The 19,022-nt window shown below is 65.2% G+C and carries 16 protein-coding genes and 2 pseudogenes; 13 read left to right on the plus strand and 5 right to left on the minus strand.

The annotated features are described in order from the left end of the window. Nucleotides 1-259 precede the first annotated feature (259 nt). Nucleotides 260-640 (plus strand): hypothetical protein, encoded by a 381-nt coding sequence (locus AB5Y54_RS10410; protein ID WP_049636634.1) that lies wholly within the window; start codon nucleotides 260-262, stop codon nucleotides 638-640. Between the two features lie 156 nt (nucleotides 641-796). Here AB5Y54_RS10410 and AB5Y54_RS10415 read toward each other — a convergent pair whose 3' ends face one another. Then, nucleotides 797-2,821 (minus strand): BCCT family transporter, encoded by a 2,025-nt coding sequence (locus tag AB5Y54_RS10415; protein ID WP_183149656.1) that lies wholly within the window; start codon nucleotides 2,819-2,821, stop codon nucleotides 797-799. 298 nt (nucleotides 2,822-3,119) lie between these two features. Between AB5Y54_RS10415 and AB5Y54_RS10420 the strand changes: the two genes are divergently transcribed. From AB5Y54_RS10420 to AB5Y54_RS10455, 8 genes are all read left to right on the plus strand, one after another. After that, nucleotides 3,120-3,383 (plus strand): DUF2282 domain-containing protein, encoded by a 264-nt coding sequence (locus AB5Y54_RS10420; RefSeq protein WP_010673595.1) that lies wholly within the window; start codon nucleotides 3,120-3,122, stop codon nucleotides 3,381-3,383. A gap of 59 nt (nucleotides 3,384-3,442) precedes the next feature. After that, entirely contained in the window at nucleotides 3,443-4,285 is an 843-nt protein-coding gene (locus AB5Y54_RS10425; protein ID WP_324056715.1) for a DUF692 domain-containing protein, read from the plus strand. Between the two features lie 53 nt (nucleotides 4,286-4,338). Then, on the plus strand, nucleotides 4,339-5,091 hold the full coding sequence (locus AB5Y54_RS10430; RefSeq protein ID WP_368153687.1) for a putative DNA-binding domain-containing protein: 753 nt from the start codon (nucleotides 4,339-4,341) through the stop codon (nucleotides 5,089-5,091). Beyond that, on the plus strand, nucleotides 5,088-5,543 hold the full coding sequence (locus tag AB5Y54_RS10435; RefSeq protein WP_041213281.1) for a DoxX family protein: 456 nt from the start codon (nucleotides 5,088-5,090) through the stop codon (nucleotides 5,541-5,543). Before AB5Y54_RS10430 ends, AB5Y54_RS10435 begins: the two co-directional genes overlap by 4 nt. 62 nt (nucleotides 5,544-5,605) lie before the next feature. Beyond that, nucleotides 5,606-6,070: a GNAT family N-acetyltransferase gene (locus AB5Y54_RS10440; RefSeq protein WP_167825964.1), complete on the plus strand. Its 465-nt coding sequence runs from the start codon at nucleotides 5,606-5,608 to the stop codon at nucleotides 6,068-6,070. Between the two features lie 202 nt (nucleotides 6,071-6,272). Next, nucleotides 6,273-7,568 (plus strand): methyl-accepting chemotaxis protein, encoded by a 1,296-nt coding sequence (locus tag AB5Y54_RS10445; protein ID WP_368153690.1) that lies wholly within the window; start codon nucleotides 6,273-6,275, stop codon nucleotides 7,566-7,568. Between the two features lie 143 nt (nucleotides 7,569-7,711). Next, nucleotides 7,712-8,269, plus strand: a complete 558-nt coding sequence (locus AB5Y54_RS10450) for a DUF3332 domain-containing protein (RefSeq protein ID WP_041213278.1) — start codon at nucleotides 7,712-7,714, stop codon at nucleotides 8,267-8,269. 84 nt (nucleotides 8,270-8,353) lie between these two features. Further along, on the plus strand, nucleotides 8,354-9,727 hold the full coding sequence (locus tag AB5Y54_RS10455) for an HD-GYP domain-containing protein (protein ID WP_368153692.1): 1,374 nt from the start codon (nucleotides 8,354-8,356) through the stop codon (nucleotides 9,725-9,727). 69 nt (nucleotides 9,728-9,796) lie between these two features. Here AB5Y54_RS10455 and AB5Y54_RS10460 read toward each other — a convergent pair whose 3' ends face one another. From AB5Y54_RS10460 to mobA, 3 genes and pseudogenes are all read right to left on the minus strand, one after another. Then, nucleotides 9,797-10,876 carry an FUSC family protein gene (locus AB5Y54_RS10460; protein ID WP_045523960.1) on the minus strand — a complete coding sequence of 360 codons (1,080 nt, stop codon included), beginning with the start codon at nucleotides 10,874-10,876 and terminating at the stop codon, nucleotides 9,797-9,799. A 345-nt stretch (nucleotides 10,877-11,221) separates the two neighbouring features. Continuing rightward, nucleotides 11,222-11,707: pseudogene (gene mobB, locus AB5Y54_RS10465) on the minus strand (molybdopterin-guanine dinucleotide biosynthesis protein B); the annotation flags it as partial. Further along, entirely contained in the window at nucleotides 11,704-12,318 is a 615-nt protein-coding gene (mobA, locus tag AB5Y54_RS10470) for a molybdenum cofactor guanylyltransferase MobA (RefSeq protein ID WP_368153694.1), read from the minus strand. The pseudogene mobB and the gene mobA, both read right to left, overlap by 4 nt. Nucleotides 12,319-12,539: 221 nt before the next feature. Between mobA and AB5Y54_RS10475 the strand changes: the two genes are divergently transcribed. Next, the gene (locus tag AB5Y54_RS10475) at nucleotides 12,540-14,249 is read left to right on the plus strand and encodes an NAD-dependent malic enzyme (protein ID WP_270667843.1); all 1,710 of its coding nucleotides are present in this window, start codon (nucleotides 12,540-12,542) and stop codon (nucleotides 14,247-14,249) included. A 117-nt stretch (nucleotides 14,250-14,366) separates the two neighbouring features. On the opposite strand, the gene AB5Y54_RS10480 is transcribed toward AB5Y54_RS10475, so the two are convergent. Next, the gene (locus tag AB5Y54_RS10480) at nucleotides 14,367-15,740 is read right to left on the minus strand and encodes a Hint domain-containing protein (protein ID WP_368153696.1); all 1,374 of its coding nucleotides are present in this window, start codon (nucleotides 15,738-15,740) and stop codon (nucleotides 14,367-14,369) included. Nucleotides 15,741-16,057: 317 nt separating this feature from the next. Here AB5Y54_RS10480 and AB5Y54_RS10485 point away from each other — a divergent pair, with 317 nt between their 5' ends. The 3 genes and pseudogenes from AB5Y54_RS10485 to AB5Y54_RS10495 all read left to right on the plus strand — a co-directional run. After that, a complete protein-coding gene (locus AB5Y54_RS10485) occupies nucleotides 16,058-17,296 on the plus strand; it encodes a uracil-xanthine permease family protein (protein WP_041213272.1) in 1,239 nt (412 codons plus the stop codon). Nucleotides 17,297-17,440: 144 nt separating this feature from the next. Further along, on the plus strand, nucleotides 17,441-18,181 hold the full coding sequence (locus tag AB5Y54_RS10490; protein WP_041214782.1) for a dienelactone hydrolase family protein: 741 nt from the start codon (nucleotides 17,441-17,443) through the stop codon (nucleotides 18,179-18,181). Nucleotides 18,182-18,324: 143 nt separating this feature from the next. Then, nucleotides 18,325-19,022 (plus strand): annotated as a pseudogene (locus AB5Y54_RS10495) (ISL3-like element ISAeme19 family transposase); the annotation flags it as partial.

Consider the following 19,022-nt stretch of genomic DNA (forward strand, 5'->3'; position numbering starts at 1 on the left):
GGCATTTACGGGAGAAAAGATCGGCTCAAACTGAAAAAATGAAATGACTGAGTCAGCCGAGAAGAATTTCCCCGCTTATTCGCACCTTCCCTAAGGCCCGGGTGGGCGCAGGGAGGGCCTGGGAGGGGATTGTCGAGAAGGAAGGGGCATTTTGTTGTCACGGGGAGGGGGGACTATAGTGCAGCGAGGCAAGGGTGCCTCGTTTGGCCCGCGTGAGTGGGGGCCAACCACAATGGATAGAACGATGGGAGTGTGACATATGAAGCGGATCCTGATGGTGTTGAGTCTGTGCGTGACGGTCATGGGCATGGGAATGGGGGTAGCCCAGAGCGCGACCTCTGGCGCGCAGCAAGAGTGCGAGGCCCAGGCGGCGGTGAAGAAGCTGGCGGGCGCCGCCAAGACCAGCTTTGTGGGCAAGTGCGTCAAGGATGCCTCCGCCAGTGCCAAGGCGAGCCAGTGCGAGAAAGCGGCCGCCGACAAGAAGCTGGCCGGGGCTGCCAAGAACAGCTTCGTGCAAAAGTGCCTGAAGACGGACGGGGCCGCCGACAAGGCGACCCAGTGCGAGAAGGCGGCGGCGGACAAGAAGCTCGCCGGGGCGGCCAAGAACAGCTTTATCCAGAAGTGCGTGAAAACCGCCTGAGCTGGTTGAGGCTCTGACACCAACGCTGGTTGAGGCAGTGACGAGAAAGGGGCCCTGGGGCCCCTTTCTCTGTTGTGATGGGGGGGGCAGCCCTCGCCGCCAGTGTGCCCGGCCATAAGCTCCGGGCGGGGAGCTGACTTGCTCCCTGCCTGGTCATCACTCTCCCTGGGTTGGCTGGGTATGTTCGGGGGCGCTGCTCAGCAGATCCTGCCCCTCGTCCTGGCTCAGCACCAGATAGCGCTCGTACTGGCGCAAGACGTCGGCACTCAGCTCGTCCCGGGTCAGGTACTGGATGTCGTAACCGGCACGTCCATCGGCAAAATAGGTGATGGGCTCGAAGATGCGGGCCTCGGGATCGTGGTTGTGGGCCGCCTCCAGGGGGTTGAAGGCGGGTGCGGGGCGGGCTTCGATGCGCACCCCGTAGCAGAAGTCCCGGCGACCCTGCTGGGGCACCAGCAGATGGCACTGATCCGGCCCATCCTCTTCGACCCGGCTGGTGATGCCCCGGGCAGCGAACTCCTGACTCAGGGCCGTCAGGGCGGGCAGGGCGACCTTGTCCACAAAGGCGCGGGCCTCCTGCTCGGTGGAGGGGCGCAGCAGGTGATCCATCCGGGTGCGCCACTGCTTGCCGTTCCAGAAGTCAGTGGCGGGGGAGAGGCGCCTGGCCGAGTGCTCCTTGTCCGCGACAAGGCCGCGGCAGAGTCCGAGGCAGAGCAGCACCATGATGAAGGCAAACGGCAGGGCGGCGATGAGGGTCATGGACTGGAGTGCCGCCAGCCCCCCTGTGCTCATCAGGGTACCCGCGGTGACCCCGAGCAGCAGAGCCCAGAACAGGCGCTGCCAGACCGGTGAGCCCTCCTTGCCCTGGGTAGCGATGTTGTCGATGACGAAGGCTCCCGAGTCGGCGGAGGTGACGAAGAAGACGCTGATGAGGATCACTGCGAGGGCCGAGGTGATGTCCGCTCCCGGCAAGAGGTCAAAGAAGTTGAACAGCAGGGTGTCGATGTTGCCGACTGAGTCGATGAGGCTTGTGCCCCCCTCATGCTGGCTCGCCCAGATGGCGGCGTTGCCGAACACCGTCATCCAGAGCAGGTTGAAGGCGGTGGGTACGAACAGGACGCCGAGGATGAATTCGCGCAGGGTGCGTCCGCGGGAGATGCGGGCGATGAAGAGACCGACGAAGGGGGACCAGGAGATCCACCAGGCCCAGTAGAGCAGGGTCCAGTTGCCGAACCAGCCCGCCTGGCGGGTCTCGCTGTAGGTGAAGGTGCGGAAGGTGAGCTGGCTTAAAGAGGAGACATAGTTGCCAATGTTCTCCGAGAGGGCTCCCAGCAGGTACTGGGTGGGGCCGGCCACCAGCACGAACAGCAGGAGCACGATGGCGAGAAAGAGGTTGAGCTCGGAGAGGCGCTTCACCCCCTTGTCGAGACCGGTGACCGCCGAGATGCCGGCGAGGGTGATGACGACCCCGATGAGGCCGAAGCGAAACAGCTCCCCCGAGGTGTCCATGCCGGTGAGGCGGGTGATCCCCGCCGAGAGTTGCATCACGCCATAGCCCAGGGTGGTGGCGATGCCGAAGATGGTGCCCACCAGGGCGAAGACGTCCACCGCGTGGCCGAGCGGCCCGTGGATCTTCTCCTTGAAGATGGGATAGAGGCCGGAGCGGATGGTCAGGGGCAGGTTGTAGCGAAAGCCGAAGTAGGCCAGCACCAGGCCGACGATGGCGTAGATGGCCCAGGCGTGAAAGCCCCAGTGGAAGAAGGTGGTGACCATGGCCTCGCGGGCGGCCACCTGGGTCAGGGGCGTTGCCTGGGGCGGGGAGACGAAGTGACTCATGGGCTCGCCCACTCCGAAATACATGAGCCCTATCCCCATGCCGGCGGCAAACAGCATGGCGAGCCAGGAGGTGAAGCTGAACTCCGGGCGGGCATCGTCCGGCCCGAGGCGAATGTTGCCAAAGTGGCTGAAGGCGATCACCAGCAGCAGGATCAGGAACATGCCGACCACCAGCACATAGAACCAGCTGAAGTGCTGGGCTATCCAGCTCTGGCCGCTGCCGAAGAAGCGGGCGGCGGCCTCCGGGGCCAGGGAGCAGATGGCCAGCAGCGTCAGGATGAAGAGCAGACCCGGGATGAAGATGGGCAGCGACAGGGTGCATCTGGAGGGACGGGGAGCGTTCATGGGACACCTTTGGGTGGAAGGACTCAAGACACTATAGGCCCCTCGGGTGCAAAGCAGACAAGGGGTGGACGGCGAGTGACGGGGTCAACGGCCATGAGCACCGTGGGGGAGGCACTCGTCGCCCTGTTTTTTTAATCGTATTTTATGTCTTTAAATCAGATGGTTACTGCTTTCTTGTTTGTTAATAGCGAGTTGATGCCGTTTTTTGGGAAATCTTTTTCCCCCTCGTCCGGTTCTATTGAACATAGCCGGATGAGATGCGCCGGAGACATCACTCTCGACAACAAGGAATAGAGACATGAACGTGAAAAAAAGTACTGCCATCGCCTCTGCCATGACGGGTCTGCTGGCCCTGGGTGCCCAGTTCATCGCCGCGCCGGCCATGGCTGCGGATGACAAGGAGAAGTGCTACGGCGTGGTCAAGGCGGGCAAGAACGACTGCGCCACCAAGGGTGGATCCTGCGCCGGCACCGCCAAGATGGATGCCCAGGGGGATGCCTTCGTGGTAGTGCCCAAGGGGCTGTGCGAGAAGCTCGCTGGCGGGTCCCTGCAACCCAAGTAAGCCGCATGCCATGGTGTGGCGCCCGCCACATCATGGCCCTATCTATTGAGAGCCCAGCCATGAACCCCTTGATCGGTATCGGTTTACGCCCCCCGCACTACAACGAGATCCGCCACACCCTGCCCGGAGTGGGCTGGCTTGAGGTACACAGCGAAAACTACTTCGAGCGCCACAGCCAGGGCTTCGAGGTGCTGGCGGAGCTTGCGAGGCACTACCACGTGAGCCTTCACGGAGTCGGCATGTCGCTGGGCTCCGCCGATCCTCTCGATGCCGGGCACCTGCGCCAGCTGGCGGCCCTGGTGGCGGCCATCTCGCCGGTGCGGGTGTCGGAGCACCTGAGCTGGGGCAGCATCGGCGGGCGCTTTTTCAACGATCTGCTGCCCATGCCCTACACCCGGGCCGCTCTTTTGCACATGAGCGACAAGATAGATCGGGTGCAGCAGACACTGGGCAGACAACTGCTCATCGAGAATCCCTCCTCCTACCTGCAACTGGCGGGGGAGATGGGGGAGGCCGAGTTTCTGGCCGAGCTGGCTGGGCGCAGCGGCTGCGGCGTCCTGCTCGATCTCAACAACCTCCATGTGAGCGCGGTCAATCACGGCCTGGAGGTGGACGACTATCTGGCGACTATCGACCTCGACACGGTCGGCGAAATTCACCTGGCCGGTTTTACCGAGAAGCACCTGCCTCAGGGGCCCCTCTATATCGATACCCACAGCACCCCCGTGGCCGAGCCCGTCTGGGCGCTCTACGAGCAGGTCTGCCAGCAGCGCGCCATCCCCACCCTGATTGAATGGGATCTGGCGATCCCCCCGCTGCCGGTGCTGCTGGGAGAGGCGCAGCGTGCCAGCGAGATCCTGAGCGCGGCACAGCAAACATCCAGGGAGGCAGCCCATGTCTGAGCTTGTTTTCCCGCAAGGTACTTGTGTGAGCGGTCTGCTCGGGGAGGCCGCCCATGTGTGAGCTTGCTTCCCTGCAACGCGCTTTTGCGAGCGGTCTGCTCGGCCAGGATGATGCCATCCTCGGGCACATCCAGCCGGGACGCTTTGCCCCCGACGCCCTGTTGCAGGTCTATCGCAACAACTTCATCCTCGGCCTCACCGAGGTGCTCGCCAGTAGCTACCCCGCGGTACGCGCCATGGTTGGCGAGACCTTCTTTGAGGCGGCGGCACGAGGGTTCGTGCTGGCGGCTCCTCTGGAGGAGGGGAGCGTCATGGACTACGGGGAGGGCTTTGGCGACTGGCTGGCACGCTTGCCCACCACGGCCGCGTTGCCCTGGCTCGGGGATCTGGCCCGCTTCGAGTGGGGGCTGGAGCGGGTCTCGCTGCTTGCGCCAGAGACGCGGCGCTGGCCTGCCGAGCGGCTTGCCGCCATGACCCCTGAGCACTGGGAGCGGCTGGTGCTGCATCCTGCCTGCGATCTGCAACTCCTGGAGAGCCCCCATCCGGTGCTGGCGCTCTGGCAGATGGCCCTGCACGGCGGTGAGACGGTCAGGGAGCTGGATGCTGTCTGCTCCCTGGCACTCAAGAAACGCCCCGGACACCGGGTCGACCCCATTCCCCTGGATGCCGCCGCCTGGTGTCTGCTGCAAGGCTGCCTGCAGGGCAGGCCGCTGGCCAGCCTGCTGGCTCAGGATCCCGCCATGGCCGAACACCTGGCCCCCCTCATCACCCTCGACCTGCTGGTCGATCTGGAGCTTGCCCCATGACAACGCAAACCCTTGCCAGGCCCCTTGGCCCCCTTGTTGAACGCATCTTGCCCTGGTGCAGCGGTGGCCTGTTGCTGCTTGCCAGGCTCTGGGTCGCCACCATTTTTCTGCGATCCGGCTGGCTCAAGTTAACGGCCTGGGACAGCACCCTCTATCTGTTCGAGTTCGAATATCAGGTGCCCCTGCTGCCCTGGCAGTGGGCGGCCTATGCGGGCACGGCGACCGAGCTGTTGCTGCCCCTCTTCCTGCTGGCGGGCCTCTTCACCCGTCCGGTCGCCTTGCTGCTGTTTGGCTTCAACGCCATGGCGGTCATCTCCTACCCGGCCCTCTGGGCGGGGGGCTTTCACGATCACCAGTTGTGGGGCTGGATGCTGCTGACCCTGGCTGTGTGGGGGGCGGGCCCCCTGGGGCTGGACAGCTGGCGCCTTGCCCGTCGCTCGCCTCCGGCGTAAGGTGGCCGCACACGAGCCCTGCCTGACTGAGGGGGGGGGGAAAGGAATGCAAAGGAGAAGAGATGAAGGTTCGCGAGGCCCTGGCGGCCGATATTCCCGCCCTGACGACACTGCGCATGGCGCTCTTTTGTGAGGTGGGGGAACTTGCCCGGCCCGATGAGGATCCGGTCCTCAGGGACGCGACGCAGGCCTACTTCATTCAGGCGCAGGAAGAGGGCAGCGCCCGTAGCTGGGTGGTGGAAGAGGAGGGCGAGGTGGTGGCGTGCGCCACCCTGGCACTCTTTGTGCGCCCGCCCTACCCGGGCAATCTGGCGGGGCGGGAAGGGTACCTGCTCAACATCTACACCCGGCCGGCCTGGCGCAGACGGGGAATGGCGAATGCCCTGCTGGTGGCCATGGTGGCGTATGCCCGCGAGCAGCAACTGGGCAAGCTGTGGCTCCATGCCAGCAGTGATGGGCGTGCTATCTACGAACGGTTCGGCTTTGCCGGCAATCCCGCCTGCCTCGAGTGCGTACCTGGCCGTTAGCCTCCTCTTTTTCTGCACCGGGCTGATCCTCTTTCACAAGGGCTGCGTACTGGGAGCCCTTGGCGGCATCGCCGCTTTTCTATACACTGCGCGCCCCATCCGTTTCAGTCGTCCGACCACTTATGTCGGCGCTGGCGATGCCGATACCCTCTGTGGGTCAGGCGGTGGTGCCCATGGGGATGGTCAACGAGGTAGAAGCGTCATGTTCAATCACAAACTCAAAGCGCAGTTGCAGGCATGTCAGACCCGGCTCGACGAGGAGCAGGGCATCACAGAGGCGATCAAGGCAGGCGCCGCCACCGTCATCTTCAGCCCGGAGGGGATCATCCAGGAGGCGAGCCCCCCTTTCCTGGCCCTGATGGGATATGGGGCCGCCGAACTGATTGGGCAGCCCCACAGCCAGCTCTGTCCGAGGGCCTGGGGGGAGTCCGGTGACTATCGCCAGTTCTGGCGCCGCCTCGCCCAGGGGGAGGTGCAGTCTGGCACCTTCGAGCGCGTGAACCGGCAGGGGGAGACGCGCTGGCTGGAGGCGACCTATTTCCCGGTGAAGCACCAGGGCCGGGTGACCCGGGTACTCAAGATGGCCAGCGACGTCACCGAACAGCACCAGCGGCTGGAGCGACTCGAGGCGCTGACCGAGGCGCTGGACCGCTCCCAGGCCATGATCGAGTTCACCCCGAACGGCGACATCCTCCATGCCAATGCCAACTTCCTGAGCGTCATGGGCTACACCCTGGGGGAGATCGCGGGCAGGCACCACAGGATCTTCTGTGACGAAACCTTCCTGCGCGAGCAGCCCCGTTTCTGGGAGGAGCTGGCCCGGGGCCAGTTCAAATCCGGCCTCTTCATGCGCCACAACAGCCGGGGGCAGGCCGTCTGGCTGGAGGCGACCTACAACCCCATCCGGGATGGCAGCGGCAAGGTGGTGCGGGTGGTGAAGTTCGCCAGCGACATCACCGCGCGCATCGAGCAGAACCGCGCCACCCGGGAGGCCGCCCGCCTGGCCCACAGCACCGCCCAGGAGACCCTGCACAGCGCAGAGGAGGGGGCGGGCTTGCTGCGCGCCGTGGTGCAGACCTCTTCCCTCATCGCCTCCCAGGTGGATGAGGCCATCGCCCTCATCGGCCAGCTCAACGAGCAGTCTAGAAGCATCGAGGCCATCGTCTCGACCATCAGCGCCATCGCCGATCAGACCAATCTGCTGGCCCTGAACGCCGCCATCGAGGCGGCGCGGGCGGGGGAGCAGGGGCGCGGGTTTGCGGTGGTGGCGGACGAGGTGCGCCAGCTGGCCGCCCGCACGTCGCTCTCTACCGACGAGATCGCCAAGGTGGTGCAGAAGAACCGCGAGCTGACCGCCAGGGTGACCGACGACATGGCCGGGGTGGCGGGCAGCGCCGAACTCGGCAAGCAGCAGATAGCCGGGGTGGACAAGCTGATGAGCGAGATCCACCAGGAGGCGGACAGGGTCTCCCAGACGGTGTCCGCCCTCTCCATCTGAGGGGCTGACCGCAAGATTGCCAACAGAGTGAGCGATCGGACGGCCAGGCTGAACCCTGGCTGTATAAGGCCCCCCTTCGTCATTGTGCCGCCCGGCCCCCTTGTTTAGGCTGCCGCCTCCTTTTTATTGAGAGGTAGACAACAATGGCAGTACGACAGAGAGGCAGGGCACTGGCCCTGCTGCTGGGAGTGGGGGCGAGCCTGGGGCTCGGTGGTTGCATGGGCCAGATGGGCCTCTCCTCCATGGTGACCAAGGGCAACCTCAGCGTGGTGGACAACCGCTACGGCCGTGCCGGCGTCTTCGTGCTGCTCTCCCCCGTCTATGGCCTGGCGGCCACGGCGGATCTCTTCGTGTTCAACACCATCGAATTCTGGTCCGGCAAGAACCCCATTACCGGCAAGTCGCCCGCCCTGGTGGATCAGAAGAGCGATGCGATCATCAAGGTGAACCAGCACCTGGATCCTGCCCTCAACCAGGTGCCGCTGGCCCTGCTGCCCCAAGGGGTGCGCGAGGTACAGGTGAGCTACCCGGACGAGCGCACCGCCCAGATGGAGATCCACTACATCGACGGTCAGCGCAGCCTGATGCGGGGAGAGATGCGCGGGGAGCGACTGGATCTCTACCTGGACGACAAACTGGTCTCGACCCTGAGCCGCGAGCAGCGCGATGCGGCGGCAAGTCGGGGAGCGGTGCAGGCATAATTTGTCGCGCCCCTGATCCTTTACTCCCGACAAATGCTATACATGCCTGCGGGCAAGTACGCCCCGATGTAGAGGGAGTGGGCTATGACGGTAAACGGGTTGCGTTTGGCAGAGCTGATTGGTTCTCTCAGTCATGCCCTGGACATGACGGAAGGGCAGCCGAGAGGCCACTGCATCCGCTGCTGCTGGATAGGCTCTCGTCTGGGGGAGCAACTGGGACTGGATGCCCGGCAGCGCCACGACCTCTACTACACTCTGTTGCTCAAGGATCTGGGGTGCAGCAGCAATGCCGCCCGCATCTGCGAGCTCTATCTCACCGACGATCTTCACTTCAAGCGCGACTTCAAGCTGGTGGATGGCTCCCTCTCCGAGGTGGTCAACTTCGTGCTGGGCCACACCGGCTTGCAGGCGGATCTGCTGGGCCGCTTTCGCAGCCTGTTCCACATCTTTCGCAACGGGGATCAGATAGCCAACGAGCTGATCCTGACCCGCTGCCACCGGGGGGCGGACATCGCCCGCCAGTTGCGTTTCAGCGACGAGGTGGCCCAGGGGATCCTCTCCCTGGATGAGCACTGGAGCGGCAAAGGGCGGCCGCAACAACTGGCGGGGGAGGCCATCCCGCTCTTCTCCCGCATCGCCCTGCTCTGTCAGGTGGTGGACGTGTTTCACGCCGCCGCCGGGCCGGACGCGGCGATGAGGGAGCTGCGCGAGCGCAGCGGCAACTGGTTTGATCCCGCCCTGGTCAGGGCCTTCGAGGCGCTGGCAGACGAGGCCTTCTGGCAAGGGCTGGCGGATCCCGCGTTGGCGGAGCGAGTCTTCGCCCACCCGGCGGGGCAGGGGGAGGTGGCGCTGGATGAGGATTATCTGGACGAGATAGCGGCGGCCTTCGGCCAGGTGGTGGACTCCAAGAGCCCCTATACCGCGGGGCACAGCGGCAGGGTGGCGCTCTATACCGACATCCTCGCCGCCCAGATGGGGCTGTCCGAGGCGCGGCGACGCTGGCTCAAGCGGGGTGCCCTGCTCCACGACGTGGGCAAGCTCGGGGTGAGCAACGCCATCCTCGACAAGCCGGGCAAGCTTGACGAGCAGGAGTGGGCGGCGGTGCAGATGCATGCCGCCTACACCGAGGAGATCCTGGGCCGCATCGGCGCCTTCGAGGAGCTGGCCCAGGTGGCTGGCGCCCACCATGAGCGACTCGACGGCAAGGGCTACCCCAAGGGGCTCAAGGGGGAGGCGATCACCCTGGAGACGCGCATCATCACCACCGCCGACATCTTCGATGCCATCACCGCCAAGCGCCCCTATCGGGATGCCATCCCGGTGCCGCGGGCCCTGGAGATGATGGCGGAAAACCTGGGCACGGCCATCGACCCCGACTGCTTTGCCGCCCTGAAGGCGGGGATAGAGGACTTCTCCCTCTACCTCACTCCGGAGCAGCCCCTGGCTCGTGCAAGCTAAGGCGCGAGCCCGAGACAAACAAGCCCCGCATCGGCGGGGCTTTTTTGTGGGCGGTTGCAGGCGGCGCGATCAGGGGCGGGCCGAGGGCTTGGCATAGGGTTGCAGCACCAGCCCCAGCAGGCGATGGAGGTGGGCGAGCTGCTCGATGAGATGGAGATTGAGCCAGAGGTAGCCGCCAAGGGTGGGGTCGTGTCCCTGGCCTGGCGCCTGGCTTGCGTCCCCATCGAGCCGAGCGGCGGCCTCTTGCAGGCGGCCGATGGCCTGGTCGGCCGCCGTGGTATCGCCGCTCTTGAGCATGAGGGCGAGTTCGGTGAGCACTGACTCCGTCGCCTGCTGGCAGGCGCGAAGCCCCGGGTGGCTCTGCATCAGGAAGTGGCTCTGGCGATCCCGCCAATAGGTGTTGGCCAGCATCTCCAGGGTGCAGACGCTGTTGCGAAGGGTGGTCTGGGTCGCCTCGAACAGCGGGCTGCCAAGGCGGGTCTCCTTGACCGCCGGGGCTAGCAGGGGGCGCAGGCTGACTATTTTGGCGAGCAGGCGGGCATGGCTTCGGGTGAGCTTGGGGCGCTCCAGCACGTTGGGGGAGAGGTGGGTGTGGTAGAGCCGCCCGGCCTGCTGCAGGGTGTCGTGCATCTGCAGACGCCAGTGGGTATAGGCCCGCTGGGGGTAGATGCTGCAAAACAGCAGGGCCAGCACCGACCCCAGGATGACGTCGCCACTGCGCCAGAGCGCGGTCTCGATGTCCCCGGGCACCCCGCCGACGATGACCCCCAGGGTGATGCCGATGAGCAGCCCCACATAGGGGCGCTTGCCGAGCGCCAGGTAGCCGCACAGGAACATGATGGCGCAGCACCAGGCCAGCATCAGAGGCAGGGAGTAGAGCTCCAGATAGAGGGCCACCACCCCGCAGGCGGCGCCAAAGACGGTGCCCACCACCCGTTGCAGGGCGCGCGACAGCACGTTGCCCCAGAACGAGATGGGGCCCATCACCACCACCAGGGTGATGAGGGGCCAGGTGCTCTCCGGCAGCTTGAGCTCCCGGGTCAGCAGGAAGGTGAGGGTGAAGGCCAGGGCGATGCGCAGGCCGTGGACCAGGCGGTAGCGGCCATAGATGAGCAGATCGAAGCGGGAGAGCGGGGCATTGAGGCGCAAGGGCGTTCTCTTATCTCGGGTCAGGGTTGTGAGGATAGCAAGGGGGACGGCATTCGCCTTGACCTGCGTCGTTTTCCCGGTTCATACGGGCGCACCTGTCGGCAGGAGCACCATGACCCGCTCGCCGGGGGGAAGGGCCGCGCTACCCGGCGCCCGTTCGATGCGGCAGTTGGCACTGTCGTGGCCCCCATCCACCGGGCGCACCAGCAGGGTGCCCGCCTCGTCCTGACTGAGCAAGCCGGGCACAACGCCCTGCTCTGCCGATGGGGGCAGGGCCGCCAGCAGCCGGGCGCAGAGGCGAAGGGGCGGTGGGGCCTGACGGGGTTCGTGCGGGGGCAACCGGGCGCAGATGAAGTCGGCGATGGCCTCCAGATCCTCGAAGGGGAACCGGGGCAGGGTCGTGGCCTGGGGGGCGTCGCTCACGAGGGCGACGATGTCAGGATCATCGGGGAAGAGCAGGGGCCGGCCGATGGCGGCGCGATACAGCTCCACCTTGGGAAAGTGCCTGTGCTTGAACCCCTCGACCAACAGCAGATCCAGGGCGCTCGTATCGAAGCGGGCCAGCAGCGCCTCGAAGGGGGGCTCCCCCTCCGGGGTCTCCCGGATCAGGGCGTGGCGCCGGTCGGAGGCCGCCATCACCTGGGTGGCGCCCGCCTGGCGCAGGCGGTGGCTGTCCTTGCCGGGTTGGTCCATGTCAAAGGCGTGATGGGTGTGCTTGAGCACCCCGAGGCGCAGACCGCGTGCCACCAGGCGCGGGATGAGGCGCTCCAGCAGGGTGGTCTTGCCGGTGCCGCTCCAGGCGACGAAGCCGAGCAGGGGCAGGGGGCTCATGGCGCGCCCCCTTCCCGCAGCCTCGCCTCCCAGGCGGCGAGATCGCTCGGGCTGTTGAGGTTGACGAAGGCGTCGGGCAGATCGGCAAAGGACACCACCGCCATCCGGTGGCGGGCAAACCAGGCCCCTGTCTTGCGCTCCCCGTCCGCCAGCGCCTGTTGCAGGGAGGGGCGCAGGGCGCGGCGCAGCAGGGCGACCACGGGCTGGAGATGCTCCCCGTCGTGGGCCACCACCAGATCGGTGTCCGGGGTGATGGCGGCGCGAAAGCGGGTCATCAGATCAAGGGGCAGAGCGGGGCCGTCACAGGGGACGAACAGCACCCAGTCGTGACGGGCCGCCGTCAGCCCCGCCAGCATGCCGGCCAGCGGCCCCTGGAAGTCGGCCTGCGCATCTCCGATGACGGGAGCAAGCTGCCGGTAGCGAGCCTGGCTGCGGTTGGCGTTGATCAGCACCTCGTCCACCTGGGGGCGCAGGCGGGTCAGCACGTGTTCGATCAGGGGAGTGCCCGCGAGGGGCACCCAGCCTTTGTCATCGCCCCCCATGCGGGTGGCGCGACCGCCCGCGAGGATGACGCCGCTGACGAGAAAAGCGGGGGAAGAGGAAGGGGTCATGGTGCTCCGTTGCTCGCAAAGGGATGCCCATAGGGGCGTGTCGGGATCTTGCGCCAAGGCGGGCGTGGGAGCAACCTTCGGCTGCCCCGGCAAAGGCGCCTTTGGCCGCAGGGTTTGTCCAAGCTCACAAAACCGGATCGGCAAACGTCATATGATCCCCAGCATTCTGAGTCTTGCTCTCCTGCCTGATGGCAACTTCATGTAAATCAAAGAGAATGACTATGGCTACCGGACAATATCTGCTGTGGAAAGATGCACAGGGTCACGATTTTCGCCCCGTTGCACTGACGGGCACCAATCTGCTCAACGATCGCAACCTCAACAAGGGCACCGCCTTCACCGAACAGGAGCGGGCCGATTTTGAGCTGGGCGGCCTCTTGCCGCCTCAGGTGCAGACTTTCGAAGCCCAGCTGGAGCGGGTCTATGAGGCCTTCCTGAGCGCCTGCAGCGACATCGAGAAGTACCAGAACCTGCGAGCCTTGCAGGATCGCAACGAAACCCTGTTCTACGCCCTCCTGTCCCGCCACGTGGAGGAGATGACCCCCTACATCTACACCCCGACCGTGGGCAAGGCGTGCCAGGAGTTCAGCCACCGCTTCCAGAAGCCGCGCGGCCTCTACATCACCCCGAAGAACGTCGAGGACATGGGCTCCCTCGCCCGCCACATGGATGCCAAGGCGGTGCGCATCATCGTCGTGACCGACAGCCAGGGGATCCTCGGCATCGGCGATCAGGGGGTGGGGGGCATGGGCATTCCCATCGGCAAGCTCGCCCTCTATACCCTGGGGGCGGGCATCCACCCCGCCTGCTGCCTGCCCATCGCGCTGGACGTGGGCACCGACAACCAGGCGCTGCTGGATGACCCCATGTACCTGGGTCAGCCCCACAGGCGCATTCGCGGCAAGGAGTACGACGACTTCATCGACAAGTTCGTGACTGGGGTCAAGCGCCACTTCCCCAACGCCGTGTTGCAGTGGGAGGACTTCAGCAAGTCCAACGCCTTCAACAACCTGGCCCGCTACCAGCAGGCGCTGCCGTCGTTCAATGACGACATCCAGGGCACCGGGGCCGTGGTGCTGGCGGGCATCATAGGGGCCGTCAAATCCAAGGGGGAAACCCTGGGCCAGCAGCACTACCTGGTCTACGGGGCCGGGGCTGGCGGGGTCGGGGTGGCGGATCAGATCTGCGCGGGGATGATCCGCGAGGGGCTTGACCCGCAGGCGGCGCGGGATCGCATCTACATCCTGGATACCCAGGGGCTGGTGTGTGACAACCGCGAGGGGCTGGATGAGTACAAGCGCCGCTACGCCAAGCCGGGCCTCTTGCTGGCCCAGTGGGATCTGCAGGGCAAGGCGGGGCTGACCGAGGTGCTGCGCCACGTGCCCATCACAGTGCTGCTCGGCACCAGCGGCGCCGGTGGCGCCTTCCAGGAGGAGCACATCCAGCTGATGCTGACCCACTGCGAGCGCCCCATGGTGTTCCCCCTCTCCAACCCCACCGCCAACTGCGAGGCCCTGCCGGAAGACATCTTCCGCTGGAGCCAGGGGCGTGCCATCGTCGCCACCGGCAGCCCGTTCAAGGACGTGCACCATGAGGGGCAGGATTATCGCATCGGTCAGGGCAACAACGTCTTCATCTTCCCCGGGGTGGGGCTGGCGGCCATCGTCAGCCAGATCCGCGAGATAAGCCCGGACATCTTCACCACCGCCGCCTTTGCGCTCGCGGAGTGCGTGAGCGAGGCGGATCTCGCCCGGGGCACCGTCTACCCGAGGATCAGCGAGCTGCGCAACATCTCGGTGCACGTGGCGACCGCAGTGCTCAAGGATATCGTGCGCCGCGACCCCTCCCACCCGCTCATCGGTCAGGATCTGCAAGAGCACATCCTGAGCCATATGTGGGAGCCGGTCTACCTGCCCTATCGCCGGGTCTGAGGTGCGACCTGCCCGCACGTGTCGCGGGCATGACGATGCCATAGAAAAAGAGAGGGTGGCCCAGGCCACCCTCTCTGTTTTCCGCCCTGCTGTGTGTGCGGGGCACGACGCTGACACCTATTGAGCGGGCGGGGGCACCAGGCGGTCATCGACGCTGCCGTCGCCCCGAAGCTTGTTGCCATTGGCATCGACGGCGTCCACGCCGTTGTCATCGACGCTGCCATCGCCTCGAAGCTTGTTGCCATTGGCATCGACGGCGTCCACACCGTTGTCGTCCACGCTGCCGTCGCCCCTGAGCTTGTTGCCGTTGGCATCGACGGCGTCCACGCCGTTGTCGTCCACGCTGCCATCGCCCCGAAGCTTGTTGCCATTGGCATCGACGGCGTCCACACCGTTGTCGTCCACGCTGCCATCGCCTCGAAGCTTGTTGCCATTGGCGCCGACGGCGTCCACACCGTTGTCGTCCACCCGGCCACCGGCATGACGCTCCCCGCCTGCATGCTTGTCGCCACCGCCGTGGCGATCGCCGCCAGCGTGCTGGTCGCCACCGGCATGTTCGCCCTGACCACGGTCATCGCCGCCGTGGCCGCTGTCGTCCCCGCCATTGTTTCCGTTATGGCTACTATCGCCTCCATTTCCGCTATTGTTTCCACTGTGGCTACTATTGCTCCCACCGCTGCTGTTGTTGCCTCCGCCGCTGCTGTTGCTGCCTCCGCCGCCGCTGTTGCTGCCTCCGCCGCTGCTGTTGCTGCCTCCGCCGCTGCTGTTGCCGCCTCCGCCGCCGCTGTTGCCGCCTCCGCCGCTGTTGTTGCTGCCTCCGCCGCCGCTGTTGCCGCCTCCGCTACCGCTGTTGCCGCCGCCACCCTCACCGCCGCCATCCCCTCCCTTGTTGTGCACGATCAGCCCATTGGCCACATAGCTGTGGCTGCCATCGAGGATCAGGTTGAACAGCGCCGTGGCGGGCGGGGCATCAACCCAGGAGAGGGAGGCCACCTGCAGTTCGACAGGGTGCGGCGCCAGCGCCAGGTTGCCCGCGCTGCCCCCCTCTGACCAACCCAGCAGGTGCATGCCGGTAAAGAGCGGCAGCACGGCGAGGGCCGGGTTTTCGGTGCGGGTCATGGCCGGTGCGATGGCCGCCCAGCCCCGGGTGGTGAGGAAGGGGTGCTCGGCGGTAAAGAAGGGGGGCAGATGATTGAGCCCGTAGAGCCTGCGCGCCCCCAGCGCCACCCGCTCGATGGCCTGGATGCGGTTGCTTTGCCCGTGCCTGTCCCGCACCCGATCGCCGACCCGCAGGGTCTCGATGGGGCGTTCGCAGCCATCGGCCATCAGGATGCGGGTACCGGCAATGAAACAGGATTTGGCATGGGCCTGGTTTGCCTGCCACTGGTGGTGGTCGAAGTCATAGCTCAGCGGGGTGGCGAACAGGGCCAGGGCGATGGCCGAGCCCAGCAGCAGCCGGCGCTGGCTGGGTTTGAACGAGGGCAGTGACATGGGGAACTCCTTGTCGGTGTGGGGTCACGCCTTCGAGTATAGAGAGGGGGTTGGGGCGATATCTGCGTCGACCAGTTGAAAGCCTTGTCATGTCAACTCGCCGGAAAAACGATTGGCGTTGGCCATAAAAGTGCGTAAAATCGCTTCCTCGATGCTTGTAGCAGCGAATCCCGCCTAAAAAGCCAGTTTCATGCCCTCCCCAAGCAGTAAAAGGCAACAAATGACGCCGTTTGGCCCGTTGGCTGCCTTGAAAACGTCTTGTGATGACTGAAAAGTGTCAAATATCCCTGTCAGTTATCAAAAAATTAAGGATACCCATGTTTTCCTTGGTCAAGCAAAGCGTCGCCGGGCTGCAAATTCTGTTTGTCGCCTTCGGTGCCATGGTGCTGGTGCCCCTGCTCACCGGTCTGAACCCCTCCATGGCCCTGCTTGGCGCCGGTGTAGGCACCCTGCTGTTCCAGCTCTGCACCCGTCGTCAGGTGCCGATCTTCCTCGGCTCCAGCTTCGCCTTCATCGCCCCCATCATCTATGCCACCCAGACCTGGGGCCTGCCCTCCACCATGTTCGGTCTGTTTGCCGCGGGCTTCATGTATTTCATCCTGGCGGCCATCATTCGCGCTCGTGGCATGGGCTTCGTGCACAAGCTGCTGCCCCCCGTGGTCATCGGTCCCGTCATCATGGTGATCGGCCTGTCGGTGGCCCAGGTAGCCTGCAACATGGCCATGGGCCGTGCCGGCGGTGAGCAGGTGGTGCCTGCCACCACGGCGCTGACCCTGGCGGGGATCTCGCTGGCGGTCACCCTGATTGCCGCCGTGTTCTGCAAGGGCTGGATCAAGCTCATCCCCATCCTGTGCGGTGTCATCGCCGGTTATGTCTCTGCCGTGCTGATGGGCCAGGTGAGTTTCGACGGCATGGTCAACGCCCCCTGGCTGGCGCTGCCCCACTTCGAGACCCCGGAGATCAACTGGGCCGCGGCCCTCTTCATGCTGCCGGTGGCCATCGCCCCCTGCATCGAGCACATCGGCGGCGTGCTGGCCATCGGCGGCGTGACCGGCAAGGACTACACCAAGGATCCGGGCCTGCACCGCACCCTGGCCGGTGACGGCATCGGCGTCTGCTTCGCCGGTTTCATCGGTGGTCCCCCCGTCACCACCTATGCGGAAGTGACCGGCGCCGTGATGATCACCCGCAACTTCAACCCGGTCACCATGACCTGGGCGGCGGTGTTCGCCATCATTCTGGCCTTCTTCGGCAAGTTCAACGCCCTGCTCACCTCCATCCCCATGCCGGTGATGGGCGGCATCATGCTGCTGCTGTTCGGATCCATCGCCGCCATCGGTCTCAAGACCCTGGTGGAGTCCAAGGTGGATCTGGGGCTGTCCCGCAACATCGCCATCGTGGCGGTGACCCTGACCGTGGGTGTCGGTGCCCTGGAGATGAAGATTGGCGACTTCGCCCTGGCGGGCGTGGGGCTGGCCTCGGTGGCGGCGATCCTGCTCAACCTCATCCTGCCCCAGCACTCCGAAACGGGTGCCATGGAGAGCGCCAAGGATTAAGCGCCTGGCTTGCTGTACGTTGAGATGATGAAAAAGAGGCCACCTTCGGGTGGCCTCTCTTTCTTTGCCTGCGTACCACTGAACCCGGCCTCCCATGTGAAGCGGCTACACTCAGGGGCACCATTGACGGGAGAGGACGCAAGGATGAAGAGGGCATGGATCCTGGCCCTGCTGGGGCTGATGGGGAGCGGCGCGGCCGAGGCCGGTGCGGTGCGCTACGAGGTCGAAGGCAAGCCGTTCGAGGGCTATTACCTGGCAGGTGCCGACAAGGAGGCCCCTCTGGTGGTGCTGGTGCACGACTGGGACGGGCTCAACGGCTACGAGATCAAGCGGGCCGAGATGCTGGTGGCCCTGGGCTACAGTGTCTTTGCCGTAGATTTGTTCGGTGCCGGGGTCAGGCCGAGCACGGTGGAAGACAAGAAGCGCCTCACCGGGGCCCTCTATCAGGACAGGACCAGGATGCGCACCCTGCTGCAAGGGGGATTGGCGGAGGCGGGCAGGCAGGGGGGGCGGCTCGACAATGCGGTGGCCCTCGGTTACTGCTTCGGCGGCGCCGCCGTGCTGGAGCTGGCCCGCAGCGGGGCGGATCTCAAGGGAGTGGTGAGCGTGCACGGCGGGCTGGAGACCCCGGCCGGGCAGGACTACAAAGAGGTGAAGGGACAGTTGCTTGTCCAGCACGGCAGCGCCGACGAGGCGGTCTCTCTGGGTCAGTTTGCGGCGCTGGTGGCCGAGCTGGAGAGCGCCGGGGTGAAGCACGAGGCGACCAGCTACAGCGGTGCTCCCCACGCGTTCAGCGTCTTTGGCTCGGACAACTACCGCGCCGATGCCGATGCCAAGTCCTGGCAGCGTTTCACCGGTTTCCTGAAGGAGGTGACCGGCTCCTGAGGGGGCCGGCTCATGCAGGCCATGGCAGTGCCATGGCTTTTTTTAGGTTCTTCGCGGGATCCTGGGAAAGTGGAAGTTGACAGACAGGGTGCTGGTAAACTGGTTGTCGCCAAACACACCACCACCATCACCCTGCTGTCGCCGTGCATCATATTGATATTACCTCCTTCTGGCCAGGTTATACCGTCATCGCCCAAGCGCTTTCTGCCAACCATCACACCCTGTTTACCCTTGAGCCTCGCGCCGACTTCTTGCCCCGTTGTCGCCGATGCCTGCAACCCACGCCATTGATCCACGACCAACGTATCCGCCGGGTGCGTGAGCGAGACCTATTTGACCGACAAGTCTGGTTACAACTGCCTGTTCGCCGCGTCGACTGTCTGCGCTGTGGTCGCGTCAGTGAACATATCGACTGGCTCCCCTCTGGCTCCCGCCTCACCCGGCGCATGCAGTGCTGGATTGAAGCGCTCGTTCAGTACCTCCCCATCCGCCATGTCAGCCAGCTCACCGGGGTCGGTTGGCACACCATCAAGGAGATCGACAAGCGCCGTTTGCAGACTAGTGTGGGCACCATCGAACTTGGGGAGGTGCGGCGGCTGGTGATGGATGAGTTTGCCCTGCACAAGGGACACCGCTATGCCACCGTGATCATGGATGCCGAGCGAACCCGCGTCCTGTGGGTGGGGCACGGCAACAGTCGGGCCGCTATCCGTCCCTTCTTCGAGCAGCTCGGCGAGCGATGCCAGCAGATTGAGGCGGTGGCGATGGACATGAACACGGCGTTCGACCTGGAGGTGAAGCAACACTGCCCGCAGGCGGAGGTGGTCTACGACCTGTTCCA

It is taken from the genome of Aeromonas sp. s9 (genome assembly GCF_040907765.1).
Classification (GTDB): domain Bacteria; phylum Pseudomonadota; class Gammaproteobacteria; order Enterobacterales; family Aeromonadaceae; genus Aeromonas; species Aeromonas caviae.

Coding starts and splice junctions, on each gene's coding strand:
- AB5Y54_RS10410 (WP_049636634.1), top strand. CDS start 260: ATGAAGCGGATCCTGATGGTGTTGAGTCTGTGCGTGACGGTCATGGGC.
- AB5Y54_RS10415 (WP_183149656.1), bottom strand. CDS start 2,821: ATGAACGCTCCCCGTCCCTCCAGATGCACCCTGTCGCTGCCCATCTTC.
- AB5Y54_RS10420 (WP_010673595.1), top strand. CDS start 3,120: ATGAACGTGAAAAAAAGTACTGCCATCGCCTCTGCCATGACGGGTCTG.
- AB5Y54_RS10425 (WP_324056715.1), top strand. CDS start 3,443: ATGAACCCCTTGATCGGTATCGGTTTACGCCCCCCGCACTACAACGAG.
- AB5Y54_RS10430 (WP_368153687.1), top strand. CDS start 4,339: ATGTGTGAGCTTGCTTCCCTGCAACGCGCTTTTGCGAGCGGTCTGCTC.
- AB5Y54_RS10435 (WP_041213281.1), top strand. CDS start 5,088: ATGACAACGCAAACCCTTGCCAGGCCCCTTGGCCCCCTTGTTGAACGC.
- AB5Y54_RS10440 (WP_167825964.1), top strand. CDS start 5,606: ATGAAGGTTCGCGAGGCCCTGGCGGCCGATATTCCCGCCCTGACGACA.
- AB5Y54_RS10445 (WP_368153690.1), top strand. CDS start 6,273: ATGTTCAATCACAAACTCAAAGCGCAGTTGCAGGCATGTCAGACCCGG.
- AB5Y54_RS10450 (WP_041213278.1), top strand. CDS start 7,712: ATGGCAGTACGACAGAGAGGCAGGGCACTGGCCCTGCTGCTGGGAGTG.
- AB5Y54_RS10455 (WP_368153692.1), top strand. CDS start 8,354: ATGACGGTAAACGGGTTGCGTTTGGCAGAGCTGATTGGTTCTCTCAGT.
- mobA (WP_368153694.1), bottom strand. CDS start 12,318: ATGACCCCTTCCTCTTCCCCCGCTTTTCTCGTCAGCGGCGTCATCCTC.
- AB5Y54_RS10475 (WP_270667843.1), top strand. CDS start 12,540: ATGGCTACCGGACAATATCTGCTGTGGAAAGATGCACAGGGTCACGAT.
- AB5Y54_RS10480 (WP_368153696.1), bottom strand. CDS start 15,740: ATGTCACTGCCCTCGTTCAAACCCAGCCAGCGCCGGCTGCTGCTGGGC.
- AB5Y54_RS10485 (WP_041213272.1), top strand. CDS start 16,058: ATGTTTTCCTTGGTCAAGCAAAGCGTCGCCGGGCTGCAAATTCTGTTT.
- AB5Y54_RS10490 (WP_041214782.1), top strand. CDS start 17,441: ATGAAGAGGGCATGGATCCTGGCCCTGCTGGGGCTGATGGGGAGCGGC.